Below are 20,062 nucleotides of genomic sequence, written 5' to 3'. Positions count from 1 at the left end.
GAGTCCACGAGCATCGAGCTCGCCGACCTCCCCGAGGACACCCAGGCTCGCCTGGAAGAGGGCATCCCCCAGGCGAGCCTGGACGAGGCGCGCGACACGCTTTCCGCCTATCGCAGCCAGATCGACGAGCAGCAAGCCGAGCTCGCCGCGAACGCCGCGACCATCCGCAGCGGCACGGAGGCGGAGGCGGCCGATGCCGACGCGGCGGCAGCCGCAGACGCGGGCGCCTCCGCCTCCGTGCCGCTGCGGATACCCCCGATACCCCCGATACCCCCGAAGGAGGCGCATGATATGGGCAGCCGACGCAACACCGAACTCTTCCTGCTGATCGCAGCGGCATTCCCGGTGACCCTCCTCTACGCGCTCTACGTGGTGACCACCGGCACCGAGCTGTCTTTCACCACCCTCGCCGTGCCCCTGGGCCTGTTCGCCGCGTTCGCCGCGGCGCACATCGCCGCGCGCATCTTCGCCCCCGGCGCCGACCCGGCGATCCTGCCCGTCGTGTTCCTGCTCTCGGGCGTCGGCATCACGTTCGTCACCCGCCTCGCGCCCAACCTCGCGATGAGCCAGCTGATGATCCTGTTCGCCTCCATCGCCTGCATGGTGATCACGCTCGCCGCGATCAAGAACCTCGACGCGGTGCGGCGCTACAAGTACACCTTCGGGGTCATCGGCATCATCCTGCTGCTGCTCCCCATGTTCATAGGCACCGAGATGTACGGCTCGAAGCTGTGGATCCGCATCGGCGGCTTCACCATCCAGCCCGGCGAGTTCGCCAAGATCTTCATCGTCTTGTTCCTCGCGGGCTACCTCTCCGAGAACCGCGAGCTGCTGTCCATCTCCAACCGCTCCATCCTAGGCATCAAGATCCCGCGCCTGCGCCTGCTCATGCCCCTGTTCGTGGTATGGGGCGTCTGCCTGCTCATCGTCGCGTTCGAGCGCGACCTGGGCAGCGCGCTGCTGTTCTACACGATATTCCTCATCATGCTCTACGTCGCCACCGGCCGCGTGAGCTACGTCATCATCGGCATGCTCATGCTCGTCGTGGGCGCCGTGGGCATGTACTTCGTGATGGGCCACGTCCGCGTGCGCTTCGCCACGTGGATCGATCCGTTCGCCGACGCGCAGGACACCGGCTACCAGCTCGTCCAGTCCATCTACTCGCTGGCCGACGGCGGCTTGGTGGGCACCGGCATCGGCCGCGGCATGGCCGACCTCATCCCCGTCGTCGAGTCCGACTTCATCTTCTCCGCCATCGGTGAGGAGATGGGCCTGCTTGGAGGCGCCGCGGTGCTCTTCGGCTTCATGCTGTTCGCCGTCCGCGGCCTCACCGTCGCGGCCCGCGCCAAATCCGACCTCTCCGCCTTCGTGGCGAGCGGCCTCACCGCCGCCATCTCCTTCCAGGCGTTCCTCATCGTGGGCGGCGTCACCCGCCTCATCCCGCTGACCGGCGTCACCCTCCCCTTCATGAGCCAGGGCGGCTCCTCGCTCCTGGCGAGCTTCGTCATCGTCGCCATCCTCATGCGCGCCGGCGACGAGGCGACCGGGCGTGCCGTCGAGCTCGACGGCACGGGCATCGTCTCGGCGGGCGGCAGCCCCAGCTCGCTCAGCGCGCGCCTGCTCGGCGGGCGCCCCGCGCAGCAGGAGGCCCGCAGGCCCCAGGCGTCGCGCGGCTCCCATCTGCGCCGCCGCACCCTGGACACGCCCGAATCCGGCGTGCTGGGACGCGTCGAGCTCTCCAAGCGCCTCACCCGCGAGGTCTTCCTCTTCACCGCGCTGTTCGCCGTGCTCATCGGCAACCTCACCTATATCCAGGTGATCAAGGCGAAGGACTACCAGTCCATGGCCGGCAACAACCACACCATCATGCGCGCCGCCTACGTCAAGCGCGGCTCGATCATCACGAGCGACGGCCTCACGCTCGCCGAGTCCGTGCAGCAGGAGGACGGCACCTACCTGCGCTCCTACCCCAACGGCAACCTCGCGGCGCACACCGTGGGCTACTACTCCAACCAGTACGGATCGAGCGGCATCGAGTCGAGCATGAACGCCACGCTCACCGGCAGCAAGGACTACTCGAGCTGGCAGAACGCGGTGAGCTCCCTTGCCGGCATCTCGCAGCCCGGCAACTCCGTGCAGCTGACCATCAACTCGCGCATCCAGGCGGCCGCCGAGCAGGCGCTCTCGGGCAAATCCGGAGCCATCGTCGTGCTCGACCCGAGAACCGGCGCCGTGCTCGCCAAGGCGAGCGCCCCCAGCTACACCAACTCCGACGTCTCCGCCCTCATGAGCGGCGCCGAGACCGGCGAGTCGCTCTTCGACCGCACCACGCAGGCGCTCTACACGCCCGGCTCGACCTTCAAGGTGATCACGCTCGCCGCCGCGCTGGACTCCGGAGCCGCGACGCTCGACACCACCTACCGCGCCCCGGCGTCGATGGAGATCGGCGGGGCCGACGTGGTCAACCACCTCAACGAGGACCTGGGCACCCTCAGCCTTGAGAAGGCCTTCGCCTACTCCTCCAACACCGCGTTCGGTCAGGTGGCCGACGAGGTGGGCGCCGAGGCGCTCGTCAACTACGGGCGCGCCTTCGGCTACGGCAGCAACCTCGGCCTGGACTTCACCACCACGGCATCGATCCTGCCCGAGGCCTCCGATATGACGGAGTGGGAGCTCGCCTGGGCCGGCGCCGGCCAGCCCGTCGGCCAGGGCCACACGCCCGGCCCCCAGACCACCGTCATGCAGAACGCCGTGATGGTCGCCGCGATCGCCAACAACGGCCTCGCGATGAACCCCTACGTGGTGGAGCAGATCCTCTCGCCCACCGGCACCGTGGTCAAGACCACCCAGGCCCGCTCGCTCGGCCAGGCCGTGAGCGCCGCCACCGCAGCCGACGTCAAGCGCGCGATGCTCGCCGTCGTCGACGAGGGCTCCGGCACCGCCGCGTCCATCGCCGGCGTTGACGTCGCCGGCAAGACCGGCACCGCCGAGGCCACGGCCGACCAGGTGAACACCGCGTTCGTCGGCTTCGCCCCCTACGACACCCCCACCGTGGCCATCTCGGTCATGATCGAGAACTACAGCGAGAACGACCCGAGCGAACTCTCGGCCGCGGCGATCGCGGGCCAGGTGCTCAAGGTCGCCCTCGCCGCCCAGGGAGCGTGATGCCATGGGGATGCGCATCTTGGATACCGCACGCGCACGGCACGTCCGCTGCCCGCGCATGTACGATACGTCCGGCCCTCGGCGATCCCGCCCCGTCGGGACCCGCACGAGGCCGTGGGGGCAGCGAGAACCCGTGCCGTTCGCACCGGCGCCGGCACACGGCAACTATGGATCGACATGCACGCGATTGCATCGGATTGATGAGGAGTAGAACAGATGGCGGAATCGCAGCGATTGCTCGGAGGTAGGTACCTTCTCAAGGACAAGGTGGGCGCAGGCGGCATGGCGAGCGTCTACCGCGCGACGGACCAGGTGCTCGACCGCACCGTCGCCGTGAAGATCATGCTGCCGCAATACGCCGGCGACGCGACCTTCGCCGCGCGCTTCAAGCAGGAGGCGCAGGCGGCGGCCGGCCTTCAGAGCCCCTACATCGTGGGCGTGTACGACTGGGGCAAGGACGGCGACACGTACTACATCGTGATGGAGTACCTGCGCGGCACCGACCTCAAGAGCGGCATCCGCAGCCACGGCGCGCTCGACCCCAAGAAGGTCGCCCAGATCGGCAGCCAGATCTGCTCCGCGCTCTCCGTCGCGCACCGGCACGAGATCGTGCACCGCGACATCAAGCCGCAGAACATCATGGTGCAGCCCGACGGCAACATCAAGGTGATGGACTTCGGCATCGCCCGCGCCAAGAACAGCCACCTCACCCAAGACAACAACGTGCTGGGCACCGCGCACTACGTCTCCCCGGAGCAGACGCGCGGCCAGGAGCTCGGACCCACGAGCGACATCTACTCGCTCGGCGTCGTGATGTACGAGTGCGCCACCGGTCAGGTGCCGTTCGACGGCGACGACGCGATCTCGGTCGCGCTCAAGCAAGTCAACGAGCTGCCCGTTCCCCCCAGCCAGATCAACCCCGGCGTCGACGGCGACCTCGAGCGCATCATCCTGCGCTGCATGGAGAAGGACGCCGCCAACCGCTTCCAGTCCGCCGACGAGCTGCGCCAGGTGCTCAACAGCTACCTCGCGGGCCGCACCGTCGAGGTCCCCGAGCCGACGCGCGTCATCGGCGCGGCCGCGGGCATGGGCGCCACCGAGACCCGCGTGATGCCCGACTCCACCCAGACCATGGCCCGTCCCGTCGGCGGCGCCGCCAACACCGCGGTCGGCCGCTCGGTGCGCGCGCAGGCGCAAAGCACCGGCAGCTACGAGCCGGAGAAGCAGGGCATGAGCAAGGGCAAGATCGCCGGCATCGTCGTCGCCGTGGTCGCAGCGGTCGCCATCGCCGTGTTCGCCGTCAGCGGCCTGTTCTCCCCCGCGAAGCAGATCGCGGTGCCCAACCTCCTCGGCCTTGAGCAGGAGGCGGCCGTCGAGAGCCTCAAGAACGAGAAGCTCCAGGTGGGCAACGTCGACGCCGCGTACAGCGACACCTATCCCGAGGGCCAGGTCTGCGAGACCTTCCCGAGCGCCGGCAAGAAGGTCGACGAGGACTCCAAGGTCGACATCACCATCTCCAAGGGTCCCAAGCCCGCCGACAAGACCCAGGTGCCCGACCTCTCCGCCGCCAAGGACGAGGCCGACGCCCGCAAGATGATCACCAAGGCCGGCCTCAAGACCGGCAACGTCCAGCAGCGCGCCGACGACGCCGAGGCGGGCACCATCATCGAGCAGAGCCCTGCAGCCGGCGAGCAGGTCGACGAGGGATCCACCGTCGACTTCGTGATCTCCACCGGCCCCGACAGCGTGTCCGTGCCCGACCTCACCGGCCTCACGGAGAGCGGGGCGCGGGATGCCCTCGAGAGCGCGGGCTTCGGCATGAGCGTCGAGAGCGAGTACAGCTCCGATGTGGACAAGGGCTACGTCATCAGCTGGAACCCCAGCGGCAAGCAGGCCGACGGCACCACGATCACCGTCGTCGTCTCCAAGGGCGCGAACCCCGATAACGACAAGGTCGACGTCGACGCGCTCGGGCTCACCGGCATGATCGCCGAGAACGCGCAGGACGCCATCTCCAACGCGGAACTGCGCTACAACCCCGTCCCCACGGCGAGCGACACCGTGGAGGAGGGCCGCGTGATCAAGTACAGCCCGAGCGGCAAGCAGGCCAAGGGCACGACGATCTGGATCTACATCTCCACCGGTCCGTCGACCGACGGGGAAAGCACCTCCGAGTAGCCGCGGGGACGCCTGAGCGATCCCCGCGCAAAGCGTGCAGACGCAAGAACCGGGTGCCGACGACCTGTCGGCACCCGATTTTCGTTTACTCATCGTATTTGGCCGCGCCATCCCCCATGGAGGACGCAGGCGCGCTGGGAACCGCGCAGGCGCCGGGATGCAGAAGCCTGCGGAGCATAAGGCCAGTCGGCGGGAAAGGCCCGATCCACGCCGGCCGTGCCAAAAGGGACAGGCCCTAATAACACGCCGAACGTTTAGTCGTGCCATTAGGGTACGTCCCTTTTGGCACGGCCGTCGGCTACGCGAGGCCCAGCGCCATGCCGGCAAGGCGCACGGCGAACGCAACGACCCACGCGACCACGCACTGGAGCGCGAAGACGGCCGCGGCCCACTTGGGCCCCAGTTCGCCCTTGACCGCGCCGATGGCGGCCACGCAGGGCGGATACAACAGCGTGAACACCAGGAACACGTAGGCGGTGAACGGGGTGAACAAGCCGCTCAAAGCGGACGCGGACTCGGTGCCCAGCAGCACGGCGAACGTGGAGATCACGCTCTCCTTCGCGAGCAGGCCGGTGACGAGCGCCGTGGAGGCGCGCCAGTCGCCGAACCCGAGGGGCGCCAGCAGCGGCGCGATGAGGCCACCGAGCCCCGCGAGCATGCTCTGGGACTGGTCGCTCACCACGTTGAGGCGGATATCGAAGGTCTGCAGGAACCAGATGACCACGCTCGCGGCGAAGATGATCGTGAAGGCGCGCGTGATGAAGTCCTTGGCCTTGTCCCACGCGAGCATGACGGTGGTCTTGGCGGACGGCAGGCGGTAGTTGGGAAGCTCCATGATGAACGGGACCGGCTCGCCGCGAAACGCCGTGCGCTTGAAGATCAACGCGACGACGGCGCCCACCGCGATGCCGATCAGGTACAACGAGACCATGGCGAGCGCGCTGCCGCGCGCGAAGAACGCCGCGGTGAGCAGGCCGTAGACGGGAAGCTTCGCGGAGCAGCTCATGAAGGGCGTGAGCATCACCGTCATCTTGCGGTCGTGCTCGGAGGGCAGGGTGCGCGTCGCCATGATGGCCGGCACGCTGCAGCCGAACCCGACAAGCATCGGCACGAAGCTGCGCCCCGACAGGCCGAAGCGGCGCAGCACCTTGTCCATCACGAAGGCGACGCGCGCCATGTATCCGGAATCCTCGAGCATCGAGAGCAGCAGGAAGAGCACCACGATGAGGGGCAGGAACGAGAGCATGCTGCCCACGCCCGCGAAGACGCCGTCGATCACGAGCGACTGCACCACCGGGTTCACGCCCGCGGCCGCGAGCGCGGCGGCGACGGCGTCCGTGACCCACGCGACGCCCTCCTCCATGAGGCCCTGCAGCCAGGCGCCGAGCCAGCCGAAGGTGATCCAGAACACGAGTCCCATGATGAGCAGGAACGCGGGGAACGCCGTGAAGCGCCCCGTGAGGATGCGGTCGATGGCGACCGAGCGCTTGTGCTCGCGGCTCTCGCGGGGCTTGACCACGCAGGTGCGGCACACGGCCCCGATGAACGCGAAGCGCATGTCGGCGAGCGCGGAGAAGCGGTCGGTGCCGGACTCCTCCTCCATCTGCGAGATGATGTGCTCGAGCGCGTCGAGCTCGTTGGCGTCAAGCCCGAGAGCGCCGCGCACGAGCTCGTCGCCCTCGACCAGCTTGGTCGCGGCGAAGCGCGGCGGGATCCCGGCGTGCTTGGCGTGGTCCTCGACGAGGTGCATGACGGCATGGATGCAGCGGTGCAGCGCGCCCTTGTCGGGGCCGTCCGCAGCGCAGAAGTCCTGCCTGCCCGGCAGCTCGCGATGGCGCGCGACGTGCAGCACGTGCTCGACCAGCTCGGACGTCCCCTCGTTCTTGGCCGCGGAGATGGGCACCACGGGGATGCCGAGCATCCGCTCGAGCCGGTTGACGTCGACCGAGCCGCCGTTGGCCGCGACCTCGTCCATCATGTTGAGCGCGAGGACCATGGGCCGGTCGAGTTCCATGAGCTGGAGCGTGAGGTAGAGGTTGCGCTCGATGTTGGTGGCGTCGACGATGTCGACGATCGCGTCGGGGCGCTCATCGAGGATGAACCGGCGGCTCACCACCTCCTCGCTCGTGTAGGGAGACAGCGAGTAGATCCCGGGCAGATCGGTGATCGTGACGTTGGGACAACCCTTGACCTGGCCGTCCTTGCGGTCGACCGTGACGCCGGGGAAGTTTCCCACGTGCTGGTTGGACCCCGTCAGCTGGTTGAAAAGGGTGGTCTTGCCGCAATTCTGGTTGCCCACGAGGGCAAGCGAAAGCGGAGCCCCCGCCTCCACGCCCGCACGCCCCAGACGGGGACGGCGCGCGCACTCACCGAACGCCGGGTGATCGGTCGGCGCGCCGCCGGGGTTCTCGCGCGGGACGTTGTGGGCATCATGCACGTCGACGAGCTCGATGCGCGCGGCGTCCGCGCGACGGAGCGTGAGCTCGTAGTCGCGGAGGCGGATCTCCACGGGGTCGCCCATCGGGGCGTACTTCATCATGGTGACCTCGGTGCCCGGCGTGAGCCCCATGTCCAAGATGTGCTGGCGCAGCGCGGCGTCGTCCGAATCGACGGACGCGACGACGGCGTCCTTCCCTATCTCGAGCTCATCGAGTCTCATACAGGCGGATCCTCCCCATACGTGTTGCGGTACCTGTATATATTAGCCATGGCTAACCGTCATGTCACGCAGGGTGAACCTTTTCACAGGCGGGCAGCGGCCCAATCTGGCAGCGACGTTCGGCCGTGCTGCAAAATGACGGATTTCTCGGCCCCGTGTCGCACAAGGGGCATCCCGGGCAAATCTCATGAAGGCTTACCTGGGGGATTTGCCCATCCCGCCAGGCGTTTAAATGCGTCCACACGCATGGCAAAACAGAAATCCGCGATCTTGCAGCAAATCGACCCGGCGGACCGCCCATCTCACCCGCGCCGAGGGCGGCGGCGCAGCAGCCGGAACCGCACCATGCGGGCAGGGCAGGGACGGCACGGCCCCGGCAGGACGGAACGTCGGGAAGCGAAACCGCGCGCAGCCGGACGCGCCCTAGGCGCCCGCGCACTGAATGTCGTAGGGCGTCGTCTGGTAGACGTAGTAGTTCAGCCAGTTGGTGTAGAGCAGCTGCGCCTGCGACCTCCACGTGCAGCGGGGCTCGCGCGTCGGGTCGTCGTCGGGGAAGTAGTTGGCGGGGACCTGCGGGTCGATGCCGCGGGCGAGGTCGCGCGCGTACTCCTGGGCAAGGGTGTCGCGATCGTACTCGGGGTGCCCGAACACGAAGAAGCGGCGGCTGTCCCGCGACTTGACGATGTAGAGGCCCACCTCGTCGGAGAGCGCGATGATCTCCAGCTCGGGCTCGGCCTCGACATCGGCGACGCGCACGTCGGTGTTGCGCGAGTGGACCGCCCAGACGCGGTCGTCGAACCCGCGGACCAGCGGGCTCGAGGGCTTGACGATACGGTGCTCGAACACGCCGGACGCCTTCTGCGGCAGGTCATGCTTATCGATGCCGTAGTGGTGGTAGAGGCCCGCCTGGGCGCCCCAGCAGATATGCAGGGTCGAGTGTACATGCGTCGTCGACCAATCCATGATGCGGCACAGCTCGTCCCAGTAGTCGACCTCCTCGAACGGCATCTGCTCGACCGGCGCACCGGTGATGATGAGGCCGTCGTAGTGCTCGTCGACGACGTCGTCGAACGTGCGGTAGAAGGCCTCGAGGTGCTCGGGCGCCACGTGCGTCGCCTCGTGGCTCCTGGTGCGGAGCAGCTCCACCTCGATCTGCAGCGGCGTGTTGGAGAGCTTGCGAATGAGCTGCGTCTCGGTGGCGATCTTGGTGGGCATGAGGTTCAAGATGAGTACGCGCAGCGGGCGGATGTCCTGATGGAGGGCCCGGTACTCCGTCATGACGAAGATGTTCTCGCGCTTCAGGGTCTCGGTCGCGGGAAGCGCGTCGGGAATACGGATGGGCATGCGCGGTCTCCTTCTTGCTTCGAAAAACGGTGCGCGATCGATCGATGCGCCGGGGTTCTGGATACACTCGCGTGAACCCTCATTGTATCGCGGCGCGACGAAGACGCGGACGCCGCCCCGCAACGCCCGCGTGCGCACCCATTCGACGCATGCGGGCTCGTCGCCGCGGCGCCCGTTCATGAACGCCCGCCGGCAACGGTCGATGCACGGCCCCACGTGAACAACGCCCACCCGAGCAACACGACGGCCATGCGACGCAACCGCATCCGCTCCCAGGACAAACGCCTGCTCCGCCCTGTAGCAAAAAGCCCTATTGAGAACCATCGTCGCGAGGCGCCATGCGCACCGGGACCTCGAAGCAACGGCCCGGCCCGGCCGGACAGCCTGCCCCCGCTACTCCCGCAGATCCTCGAACGCCGCGATGGCGGAGAGGAACGCATCCCCGAACTCGTCGGCCTTCTTCTCGCCGATCCCCGGGACCTCGAGCAGCTCGTCGCGCGTCTGCGGGCGCCGGCGGCACATGCCGCGCAGCGCCTTGTCGGTGCAGACCATGTAGGCCGGCAGCTCGCGCTCGGCGGAGATCTCGCGGCGCACCTCGCGCAGGCGCTCGAACAGCTCCGCGTCATCACCCAGGCGCCCGGTCGCACCGCCCGCCTCGGCCCGCAGCATGTCCACCGCGCGACGCGCCCGCTCGGCGGCACGGCCCGTGCGCGCGCGGCGCTTCACCGTGAAGGAGAACGGCGCGTCCGCGTCCTCCGCCAGCACCTCGACGGCGCGCTCGCCCAACCCGAGCACCGGGTACTGCCCCTGGCTCTGCGCCAGGTACCCGCGCCCCACGAGCTGGCCGAGCACGTCCTTGATCGCGCCGACCGGCATCTCGGACAGCGAGCCGTAGCCCGGCATCCCGTCCAGCCGGCAGGAGCGGACCTTCTCCGTGTTGGCCCCGTGCAAAGCGTCGGCCACGAGCGCCTTGCCGAAACGGCCGCCGCACGCCTGCACGAAGCGCACCGCCGCGCGGGCGGCCTCCGTGACGTCTTCCGCCTCGTAACTGCCCGTGCAGTTGGAGCAGGAGCCGCAACCCTCCGTCCCGGCGCCCGAACCGGTGCGCTCGACACCCAGGGCCCCGTTGTCGCCGAAGTAGCGCAGGATGTAGGCGCGCAGGCAGCCGGTCGTCTGACAGTAGCCCTCCATGGCGGCCAGCAGGCGGTAGCGGTTCTGCCGCGAGCGCTCCGCGGCGGCCTCGTCCGCATGCTCATCCTCCTGGTCGCGCTCGATGAAATAGCGGCGCAGGCGGAAGTCGCTGCCGTTCCACAGCAGATGGCAGCTCGCCGGGTCGCCGTCGCGGCCGGCGCGGCCCGCCTCCTGGTAGTAGGCCTCGATGCTCTCCGGCACGTTGTGGTGGATGACGTAGCGCACGTTGGGCTTGTCGATGCCCATGCCGAACGCGTTGGTCGCCACGATGAGCGGGGCGCGGTCCTCGATGAAGGCGGCCTGTGCCTCCGTGCGCTCGGCGGGCGACATGCCGGCGTGGTAGCGCGCCACCGCGATCCCCTGCGGCTCCAGTGCGTCCGCGAGGGTGAGGGCGAGCTCGTCGGTCGCCTTGCGCGTGGCGCAGTAGACGATGCCGCTCTCCTCCGCATGCGACAGCGCGTAGTCGCAGATCCACCTCGCCTTGGCCTTGTCCCCCATCTCCTCGACCCCGAAGAAGAGGTTCGCCCGGTCGAAGCCCGTGACCACCGACTCGGGCGCCCGCAGGCCCAGCATCGAGACGATGTCCGCGCGCACCCGCTCGGTCGCCGTGGCGGTGAAGGCCGCGACGACGGGGCGCTGCGGCAGCGCCTCGATGAAGCTCGCGATCTCCAGGTAGGAGGGGCGGAAGTCCTGGCCCCACTGCGAGACGCAGTGCGCCTCGTCCACCGCCACGAGCGGGATGCCGATGCCGCCCGGAGCGGCGGCCTGCTGGGCGAACGCGAGGAAGCGCGGGTCGGCCAGGCGCTCCGGGGCGACGTACATGATCTGGTACCAGCCCTCCGACGCCCGCTTGAGCACCGTGTTCTGCTGCGCCGGGGTGAGGGTGGAGTTGAGGAAGCTGGGGCGGGCGCCCGCCTCCTTGAGGGCGCGGACCTGGTCGCCCATGAGCGAGACGAGCGGGCTCACCACGAAGGTGATGCCGGGCAGCACGAGGGCGGGGACCTGGTAGCAGACCGACTTGCCGGCACCCGTCGGCATGACGCCCAGCGCGTCGCGCCCCTCGAGCACGGCGCAGACGAGCCGCTCCTGCCCGGGCCGAAACGCATCGTATCCGAAATACCGCTTGAGCGCCGCGCGCGCCTCGTCCATCGCCATCCGGCCCACCTTTCCCGTATCTTCCGTACCGGTACCGGCCATCATACCCTGCCGAGGGGACGCCCGCCGAGGACGGATGCGGCGGGACGCGCGCCGGTCCGCGCGCCCGCCCGCCGACCGCACGGGCTGCCGGCGCACCCTGCGGGCGAGCGCCCGCCCGGGCCCGCCGCCGACCGCATGCCGGCGCTTTTCCGGCGCCCACGGAATCAACCTACCGTTTACCTAGAGATACAATCCGAATTACGTTGCGAGTCTACACTTTGTCGTGGATGCGCGAACGGCGGGACACAGCCTGCGCGGCGTCTCCCGGCCGTTTCCGCGATGCATTTCCCGCAGCCGACGCCATCGCCGCGCCTCGCCCGACCGCACCCCTTCCCATGGGCCCGCATGCTGTATCCGTGCTCGGCATGCGGGCCCGCCTCACATGGCGCATCGGAAGGTGCCGACGTGATAGAATCTGCCTCCGCACCATCCGACCCGCCGCAAAGGAACGCCCATGGCAAGCGCCATCGACACCCTGACCGACCGCGCGCTCGAGCTTGCGCGCCTCACCGTCGTCCGCCGCATCATCACCGCGATCGCCGTCGCGCTGTCCGCCCTCCTGCAGACGTTCCTCATCCAGGCGTTCGTCGAGCCCGCCAACCTGCTCCCGAGCGGCTTCACGGGCATCGCCGTCCTCGTGAACCAGATCACCTCGCTCGGCGGGGTGCACATCTCCACGTCCGTGGGCATGCTGCTGCTCAACATTCCCGTAGCCGCCCTTTGCTGGGGATCCATCAGCAAGCGCTTCGTCATCTTCTCCATGGCGCAGGTCGCGCTGTCGTCGCTTCTGCTCAACGTACTGAACTTCGATCCGCTCCTCGGCGACAAGATGATGCTCGTCATCTTCGGCGGGTTCATCTCCGGCCTGTCGATCGCCATCGCCCTCAAGGCCGGCGCCTCCACCGGCGGCACCGACTTCATCGCGTTGCTCGTGTCGAACCGCACCGGCAAGACCATCTGGGGATTCATCTTCGCGGGCAACTGCCTGCTGCTCGTGGTCTTCGGCATGCTGTTCGGATGGGACAACGCGGCCTACTCCATCGTGTTCCAGTTCATCGCCACCAAGTCCATCGACAGCTTCTACCACCGCTACGACCGCGTCACGCTCCAGATCACCACAAAGCGCGCCGAGGAGGTCATGGACGCCTACATCGAGCGCTTCCAGCACGGCATCAGCTGCGCCGAGGTCATCGGCGGCTACAGCCGGGAGAAGATGTACCTGCTGCACACCGTCATCTCGACCTACGAGTCCGCCGACATCATCGCGCTTGTCTGCGAGGTCGACCCCGGCGCCGTGATCAACGTCTTCCGCACCGACAACTTCGTCGGAGGCTGGTGGCATGGCCATGTGGACGAGCCCGTGCCCACCGCGGTGCCCGACCCCGACAAGCCGGCGCGCCACGCCCGACGAACGCCGAGGCCCAACGAGCTGCGCGAGGACGACGGGCGCTAGCTGCCGTGCGACGTGCCGATCCTCAGCCGAGCCGAAACCCATGCCGCGATTGTTACGCATCTGATTCCCGGACCCTGCGCGCACAGATATCTCTAGAATGGGAGCACTTTACCGTGCGAAAGAGAGGGGTTTTCATGAGCCAGGCACGTAGGATCGGAATCGTCGGGTTGGGACACGTGGGCACCCATGTCGCCAACAGCCTGCTGCTGCAGGGACTCGTCGACGAGCTCTATCTCGCCGACATCGATGCCCAGAAGGTCGCCTCCGAGGCCCAGGACCTGCTCGACTCGCTCGCCTTCTGCCCGTACAACGCGCGCATCGTGAACTGCGGCGACGCCTACGAGGAGCTCGCGGGCTGCGACATCATCGTCAATGCCGCCGGCAAGGTCGCGCTCGCGGCGGGAAACCGCGACGGTGAGCTCTTCTACACGACCGACGCCTGCCGCACCTTCGCGGAGCGCATCGAGAACGCCGGCTTCAAGGGAATCTGGGTCTCCATCGCCAACCCGTGCGACGTCGTGTGCACCGAGATCTGGCATCTCACCGGCCATGATCCCAAGCGCGTCATCGGCTCGGGCACCGGCCTGGACTCCGCGCGCCTGCGCGCCCAGATCTCGCTCGCGTGCGGCGGGCTCGACCCCAAGTCCATCAACGCCTATATGATCGGCGAGCACGGCGCCTCGCAGCTCGCGGCCTGGAAGGCGGCGAGCATCTCCGGGAAGCTGCTCTCCGAACTCGCGCAGGAGGCCCCCGAGCGCTTCGCGTTCGACCTCGACGAGGTCGAGGACAAGGGCCGCCAGGGCGGATACGTGACCTATGCGGGCAAGCAGTGCACCGAGTACGCGGTCGCGAACGCCGCCGTCCGCGTGGTCGCCGCCGTGCTGCACGACGAGCATGCGGTCATGGCCGCCTCCACCCTCATGGAGGGCCAATACGGCGAGGAGGGGATCTTCACCTCGCTCCCGTGCATCATCGGCCGCAACGGCGTCGAGCAGGTGCTCGAGCTCGACCTCTCCGAGCAAGAGCTGGAGCGCTTCCATGCCAGCTGCGCTCACATCCGCGAGAACATCGGCCGCCTCACCTGGTGGTAACGGCGCCCCCGACCGCACCGCACATCCGCGCGCCCGAGCCGCCCCGGCTTCCCGGCATGGGAGGTCGGGGCGGTATCCTTGCTCACAGCATGCTGCCAGGCGCCGAGTCGCCGCCCTCAACCGGCCCGCGCACCGGAAGAAGAGGGTTTGTTATTTTGATTTTTAGATTGACCCCTCATCATTTTGGACAAATCTGCCAGATAATGACGATGCTATGGGGGTTGTTTTTATGATTGCAAGGGATTTCGCGCTGCCTGCGGCCTTATGAGCCTGCATTTGGGGCTTTTCCTCTCATGTCGACCCGCTTTGCGCAGCTTCGGCGCCTGTTCCATCGTCATTATCTGGCAGATTTGTCCAAAAATGCAGGGGGTTACGAATTATTGTCATTTTATAAACCCACTTTGACGTGAGTTGACGAACGACGGACCATGCTCACGCGCCACCGCATCGAACGAAAGGGACGCCGTTCGCGCGGGCCCATTCACCGCGCGGGCGACGCCCCTCTCCGCTGCGCGCCTTGCCGACCGCATGCCGCTTGCCGACCGGCCGCCTGCACCCATGCCGCCCGGTCGGCGAACGAGGGTGCCGGCTTTCCCGGCGCGACGCCCGTCAGTCGTCGTCGCCCGTGGCGCCCAGCTGGCAGATGACGGCGAGCGCCGCCTGGACCGCGCCGACGCCGCCGGCGCCCACGTTGATGCCGCGCCCGACGCCGCTGCCGGTCCCCGCTCCCGCACGGCACGGCACCGAGAGCTTCCGACTCTTGGGAAAGACCGTCGCGCCCAGGCGGCCCTTGAGGTCGAACGCGACCTTCTTGGGCACGTCGACCCCCATGAACACCAGGCGCCCGCCCGTGAGCGACACGCTCTCCAGGCCCATGCGCTCGCCCCGGATGCGGATACGCGCCCGGTCGAACAGGTTGAGCGCCGCCTCCGGCAGCATGCCGTGCGCCGCCTCGCAGTCCTCCTGCGCGCGGTCGACCGCCTCGAGGTCCTCGGCCGCCGCGACGCGCCGGTACACGAGCACGCGCTGGTCCACGGCGGGAACGTACTCCTCGTCCAGATAGAAGTCGGCCGGCAGGTTGATCGCGATCCCCGCCTGCTCGACCGCGCCGTCGTCGTCCCCGCGCGCCTCGGCGACCGCCTGCCCGAGCATCTGCGTGAACAGGTCGAAGCCCACGCTCGACAGGTTGCCGTGCTGCTCGGCGCCCACCAGGGAGCCCGCGCCGCGGATCTCCAGGTCGCGCATGGCGATGCGCATGCCGCTGCCCAGGTCCTGGAACTCGGAAAGCGCCATAAGGCGCGCCGTCGCCTCCTCGGTGAGCGGCAGCTCCCCGGGGAACATGAAGTACGCGTACGCCTGCGTGGAGGAGCGTCCCACGCGCCCCTTGAGCTGATAGAGCTGCGCCAGGCCCAGGCGCTGCGAGTCCTCGATGATGAGCGTGTTGGCGCTCGCGTTGTCGATGCCGCTCTCCACGATCGTCGTCGCGATGAGCACGTCGATCTTCTTGGTGGCGAACTGCAGCATGACGTCCTCCACCTCGCGCGGGCTCATCTTGCCGTGCGCCACGCCGACGCGCGCCTCGGGCGCCGCCTCGCGCACGCGCTCCATCGCGTCATCGATGGTCTTCACGCGGTTGGACACGTAGTAGACCTGCCCGCCGCGCTCCATCTCCAGGCGGATCGCCGCGCTCACCACGTCGGGGTCGTACTCCCCCACGTGCACCGCGACGGGCCTGCGGCCGGTGGGCGGCGTCGTGATGAGGCTCATGTCGCGCACGCCGCTCATGGCCATCTGCATGGTGCGCGGAATGGGCGTCGCGGAGAGCGTCAGCACGTCGATCTGCTCGCGCAGGTTCTTGAGCTGCTCCTTGTGCTGCACGCCGAAGCGCTGCTCCTCGTCGATGATCACGAGACCGAGCTCGTGCGGGTTGACGTCGGAGGACAGCAGGCGGTGCGTGCCCACCAGGACGTCCACGCGCCCCTCCGCGAACGCCGCGAGCGCGCGCCGCTGCTGGGCGGGCGTGCGGAAGCGCGAGAGCACGTCGACCTCGACGCCGAAGGGCGCGAAGCGCTCGAAGAAGGTCTCGAAATGCTGCTGGGCGAGGATGGTCGTGGGGCAGAGCACCATCACCTGGCGCCCGGAGTCGACGCACTTGAACGCCGCGCGCAGCGCGACCTCCGTCTTGCCGAAGCCCACGTCGCCGCACAGCAGGCGATCCATGGGCTTGGGCGCCTCCATGTCCGCCTTGATGTCGGCGATGGCGTCGAGCTGGTCGCGCGTCTCGTCGTACGGGAAGCTCTCCTCCATCTCGACCTGCTGGGGCGTGTCCGGCGGGCACGCCACGCCGGTGATGGAGCTGCGGCGCGTATACAGGTCGACCAGGTCGAAGGCCAGCTTCTTGGCGCTCTTGCGCGCCTTGTTGGTGGCCCGCGTCCAGTCCGCGGTGTTGAGGCGGGTGAGGCGCGGGTTGTCGCCGTCCGGCCCGATGTAGCGCGTGATGCGATCGACCTGCTCGAGCGGCACGAACAGCTTGTCCCCGCCGGCGTACTCGAGCAGGAAGTAGTCGCGCTCGCGGCCGTCGACCTCCTGGCGGACGATCTCGGCGAACAGGGCGATGCCATGCGTGGCGTGCACCACGTAGTCGCCCGGCTTGAAGGGGAAGGTCACCTCGGTCACGTCGACGCGGCGGCGGGCGCGGCGACCGCGCTTGGCGTCCATGCGGGCGTTGAGGTCGGCGATGGAGAGCACCGCGAGATGGGCCTCGGGCACGACGACGCCGGCGGGCAGCGCGGCGTCGGTGAAGGTCACGCGGCCGCGCGTGATGGTGGGCGCCGGCTCCGCCGCATCGCCGCTCCGCGCGGCGGTGCGCACGGCCTCGTCCTCGATGCTCCGAGCGTTCAGGCGGTCCGCCTGCCTGATCTGCAGCCTCGAGACGACGCGGCCGCCCCCGAGGGCGCCGGCGTTCTCCGGGGCCGACGCGAGCGACTCCTCGAACGGAATCGACTCGTCGGTCAGCGAGAGCTCGAGCGACTCGCGCGCGCCGCGGTCCGGCGCGGCGAACACGCAGGCGAACCGGTTGCTCACGATCTCCTTGAGGCGGCTGATGAACCGCGTGTCCGACCCGGCGATCGCGGGCTGCTCGATCTTGAGCTCCGCGGTCACCGCGCCGCCCGCCCGGATGAGGCTCACGTAGTTCAGGCGCTGCTGCGCGCCGAAATCGAGTTCCTGCGGGCGGACGTAGAGGCCGTCCAGCCGCGCGATCTTGGCGTCCTCCGCGCGGCGCTCCAGCTCCTCGTAGGCGCGCATGCAGTCGTCGAACAGCGACCGCGGCTCGGCGAGCACCACGAGCGCCGACGGGTGCACGTGCGCCAGCGGGCTCACCGTCTGCTCGTACATCACCGGCATGAAGCGGTCGAGCTCGGGCACGGCGATGCGCGCGTCCACCATCTCGAGCAGCCGGGCAAGCTCGGTGTCGGCCTGGGACGCCTGGTACAGCGCGACGTGCATGCGGTGCACCGCGTCGTCGGTGAGGGCGAGCTCGCGGCACGGGAAGATCTCGACGGACTCCTCGTCGGCGATCGTCTGGCCCGTCGAGGGCACCATGCGCCGGATGCGGTCGATCTCGTCGTCGAAGAACTCGATGCGCACCGGGGAGCCCCCTTGGCCGGGGTAGACGTCGATGGTGTCGCCCTGCACGCGGAAGAGCCCCGGCGCGTCGGCCGCGGGAGCGCTGGCGTACCCCATGCCCACCAGCTGCTCGGGGACGCGCTCGAACGGCACCTCCTCCCCCACCGTGAAGACGGTCGAGGCCCAGTAGCGGCTCTGCGCCGGCGGGACGCAGCGCAGCAGGGCGCGGGCGCTCGCCACCATGATGCAGGCGTCGCCCGCGGCGATGCGGCCGAGCGCCGAGCAGCGCGCCGCGATAACGGCGCCGTCGGGCTCGGCGTCCTTCCACGGCAGGTCGCAGCGCTCGGGGAACCGCGCCACGTGCTCCGGGCCCACGTAAGCCACGAGCGCCCGAGCGGCGCGCTCGGCGGCGTCCTCGCCCGACACGATGCAGACCGTGGGGCGCGGACGGCGAGCGAACTGCGCGGCGGCCGCGAGGATGCGGCCGGACTGGGAGACCGCGAGCGTCGCGTCCTTGCCCGCGTCCAGCGCGGCCTCGATGACCTGCGGCCCCTCGGCGGTGTAGAGCTGTGCGGCTATGCGGTTGATGAGCATCTGCGGACGACCTCGTCTTCCTCGAACGCGCAAAACCCGCCCGGGCGCGCCGGGCGGGTGATTCGCATGGATTATCTATCCGAGATTGTAGCGTAGCGGACCGTCGGCCGCGGGCGGGCAGCCCGCGCCGGGGCGAAGGCGCGCACCCTTAGGCGCGACCCGTGGCCGCAAGGTGATAGCGGCACTCGAATCGCACGGCGAACAGCGCGAGCAGAGCAACCGCGACCACGTTGAACGGGACGCCCGCCAACCCCAGCCAGTTGTAGGGAGCCCCCGTGTTGAGCACGGCCTGGCCCACCTGCGCGCCGATGGCGTTGCCGCCGTTGAAGGCGATCTGCACGCACGCGCCGCCCAGCAGCTCGCCGCCGCCCTGCCCCACCTCGACCATCAGGATCTGCTGAGGGCTCGACACGAAGAACAGCCCCACGGAGCACAGGAACATGAACAGACAGCAGGCGATGGGCCCGTGGCCGAACAGGAACAGGAGCAGCAGCCCCAGCCCGGTCATCGACTGGCCCAGCGCAGCGGCGACGCCCGGCGTCAACCGATCTCCGACACGACCTCCCAGCGTGCTGCCCACCACCATGCCGGCGCCCGCGAGCACGAGCAGGCCGGGGACCGCCGCCTCGGCGAACCCGCCCATCGAAACCGCCCAGGGCGACACGTAGCTCCACCAGCAGAACACGCCGGTGTTGCCCAGGAGCACCGCGCCCAGGATGAGCCACGGGCCGGGGGCCTTGAGAAACGCGAACTGGCCCGCAAGGCCGGCATCGGGAATGGGGTCGAGCCGCGGGACCCAGCGCACGATGAGCGCAAGCGCCGCAGCCGCCCAAGCGGCCGCGAAGACGAACGCCGCGTGCCAGGAGAACGCCCCGGCGAGCAGGGTGCCCGCAGGCACGCCGACCGTGTTGGCGAGCGTCTGGCCGAGCACCATCGTGGAGACGGCCGCGCCCTCGCGACCGGGGTCGGCGAGCATCTTGGCGGCGAGCGTCGCCGTGCCGAAGTACGCGCCGTGCGGCAGGCCCGAGACGAACCGGGCGACGAACAGCATCGTCGGGTCGCCCGAGATCGCAGCGAGCGCGTTGCCCGCCAGGCAGATCGCCATGAACAGGACGAGCAGGTCGCGCGGCGGCACGCGGCGGCCCACCACGAGCATGGTGGCGCCCGCGCACACGCCCACGGCGTACGCGGTGATGAAATTACCCGCCCAGGCAACGCTCACGTCGACGCCCTCGGCGACGACCGGAAGGATCCCCATCATCACGAACTCGGCGAACCCGAGCACGAACGAACCCATGGCCAGCGCGATCAGACTCTTCTTCATATGCCCCCCTCGACTTCCTCGAGCGCGCCGCACGGGCGCGCAAACGGCTGTCGATGGTAGCATCCGCCGGCTCGGATCGCGGGACGGCGAGCTCGAGTTTTATCCCATCTTTACGCGACGGCCGCGCGCGGCGCCCGCACCGCGTCGATGCGGCGAGGGCGGGGGGGACGGCGCGGGGCGAGCCGCCCGGCGAGAACGTGCGCACCGGCCCGCCCGGAAGGGCACGGGGCGGTGCGCAC

General features: G+C 69.0%; 9 protein-coding genes. 4 read left to right on the top strand and 5 right to left on the bottom strand.

Annotated features, from left to right (window positions below; translation table 11 throughout):
• Positions 1-291 precede the first annotated feature (291 nt).
• On the top strand, positions 292-3,165 hold the full coding sequence (locus BQ7355_RS03460; protein ID WP_072415883.1) for an FtsW/RodA/SpoVE family cell cycle protein: 2,874 nt from the start codon (positions 292-294) through the stop codon (positions 3,163-3,165).
• Between the two features lie 216 nt (positions 3,166-3,381).
• A complete protein-coding gene (gene pknB, locus BQ7355_RS03455) occupies positions 3,382-5,343 on the top strand; it encodes a Stk1 family PASTA domain-containing Ser/Thr kinase (RefSeq protein ID WP_072414945.1) in 1,962 nt (653 codons plus the stop codon).
• Between the two features lie 298 nt (positions 5,344-5,641).
• On the opposite strand, the gene feoB is transcribed toward pknB, so the two are convergent.
• The 3 genes from feoB to BQ7355_RS03440 form a co-directional block, all read right to left on the bottom strand.
• Positions 5,642-8,002 carry a ferrous iron transport protein B gene (gene feoB, locus BQ7355_RS03450; RefSeq protein ID WP_072414944.1) on the bottom strand — a complete coding sequence of 787 codons (2,361 nt, stop codon included), beginning with the start codon at positions 8,000-8,002 and terminating at the stop codon, positions 5,642-5,644.
• Positions 8,003-8,425: 423 nt separating this feature from the next.
• Positions 8,426-9,346 carry a homoserine O-acetyltransferase MetA gene (gene metA, locus BQ7355_RS03445; protein WP_072414943.1) on the bottom strand — a complete coding sequence of 307 codons (921 nt, stop codon included), beginning with the start codon at positions 9,344-9,346 and terminating at the stop codon, positions 8,426-8,428.
• A gap of 393 nt (positions 9,347-9,739) precedes the next feature.
• Positions 9,740-11,692, bottom strand: a complete 1,953-nt coding sequence (locus BQ7355_RS03440) for a RecQ family ATP-dependent DNA helicase (protein ID WP_072414942.1) — start codon at positions 11,690-11,692, stop codon at positions 9,740-9,742.
• A gap of 496 nt (positions 11,693-12,188) precedes the next feature.
• Between BQ7355_RS03440 and BQ7355_RS03435 the strand changes: the two genes are divergently transcribed.
• Both BQ7355_RS03435 and BQ7355_RS03430 read left to right on the top strand, forming a co-directional pair.
• On the top strand, positions 12,189-13,187 hold the full coding sequence (locus BQ7355_RS03435) for a YitT family protein (RefSeq protein WP_072414941.1): 999 nt from the start codon (positions 12,189-12,191) through the stop codon (positions 13,185-13,187).
• Between the two features lie 134 nt (positions 13,188-13,321).
• Complete coding sequence (locus BQ7355_RS03430) at positions 13,322-14,278, top strand: lactate/malate family dehydrogenase (RefSeq protein ID WP_072414940.1); 957 nt, start codon at positions 13,322-13,324, stop codon at positions 14,276-14,278.
• Between the two features lie 609 nt (positions 14,279-14,887).
• Here the strand turns inward: BQ7355_RS03430 and mfd are convergent.
• Positions 14,888-18,499: a transcription-repair coupling factor gene (mfd, locus tag BQ7355_RS03425; protein ID WP_072414939.1), complete on the bottom strand. Its 3,612-nt coding sequence runs from the start codon at positions 18,497-18,499 to the stop codon at positions 14,888-14,890.
• Between the two features lie 148 nt (positions 18,500-18,647).
• A complete protein-coding gene (locus BQ7355_RS03420; RefSeq protein ID WP_072414938.1) occupies positions 18,648-19,823 on the bottom strand; it encodes an MFS transporter in 1,176 nt (391 codons plus the stop codon).
• Positions 19,824-20,062 lie beyond the last annotated feature (239 nt).

This window comes from Collinsella phocaeensis, from assembly GCF_900119895.1.
Classification (GTDB): Bacteria; Actinomycetota; Coriobacteriia; order Coriobacteriales; family Coriobacteriaceae; genus Collinsella; species Collinsella phocaeensis.
The sequence above is the reverse complement of the archived record's forward strand: the minus strand, read 5'-3'. Positions and strand labels throughout refer to the sequence as shown.

Excerpts from the sequence above, each read along its gene's own strand:
- BQ7355_RS03460 (WP_072415883.1), top strand. The coding sequence starts at position 292 with ATGGGCAGCCGACGCAACACCGAACTCTTCCTGCTGATCGCAGCGGCA.
- pknB (WP_072414945.1), top strand. The coding sequence starts at position 3,382 with ATGGCGGAATCGCAGCGATTGCTCGGAGGTAGGTACCTTCTCAAGGAC.
- feoB (WP_072414944.1), bottom strand. The coding sequence starts at position 8,002 with ATGAGACTCGATGAGCTCGAGATAGGGAAGGACGCCGTCGTCGCGTCC.
- metA (WP_072414943.1), bottom strand. The coding sequence starts at position 9,346 with ATGCCCATCCGTATTCCCGACGCGCTTCCCGCGACCGAGACCCTGAAG.
- BQ7355_RS03440 (WP_072414942.1), bottom strand. The coding sequence starts at position 11,692 with ATGGCGATGGACGAGGCGCGCGCGGCGCTCAAGCGGTATTTCGGATAC.
- BQ7355_RS03435 (WP_072414941.1), top strand. The coding sequence starts at position 12,189 with ATGGCAAGCGCCATCGACACCCTGACCGACCGCGCGCTCGAGCTTGCG.
- BQ7355_RS03430 (WP_072414940.1), top strand. The coding sequence starts at position 13,322 with ATGAGCCAGGCACGTAGGATCGGAATCGTCGGGTTGGGACACGTGGGC.
- mfd (WP_072414939.1), bottom strand. The coding sequence starts at position 18,499 with ATGCTCATCAACCGCATAGCCGCACAGCTCTACACCGCCGAGGGGCCG.
- BQ7355_RS03420 (WP_072414938.1), bottom strand. The coding sequence starts at position 19,823 with ATGAAGAAGAGTCTGATCGCGCTGGCCATGGGTTCGTTCGTGCTCGGG.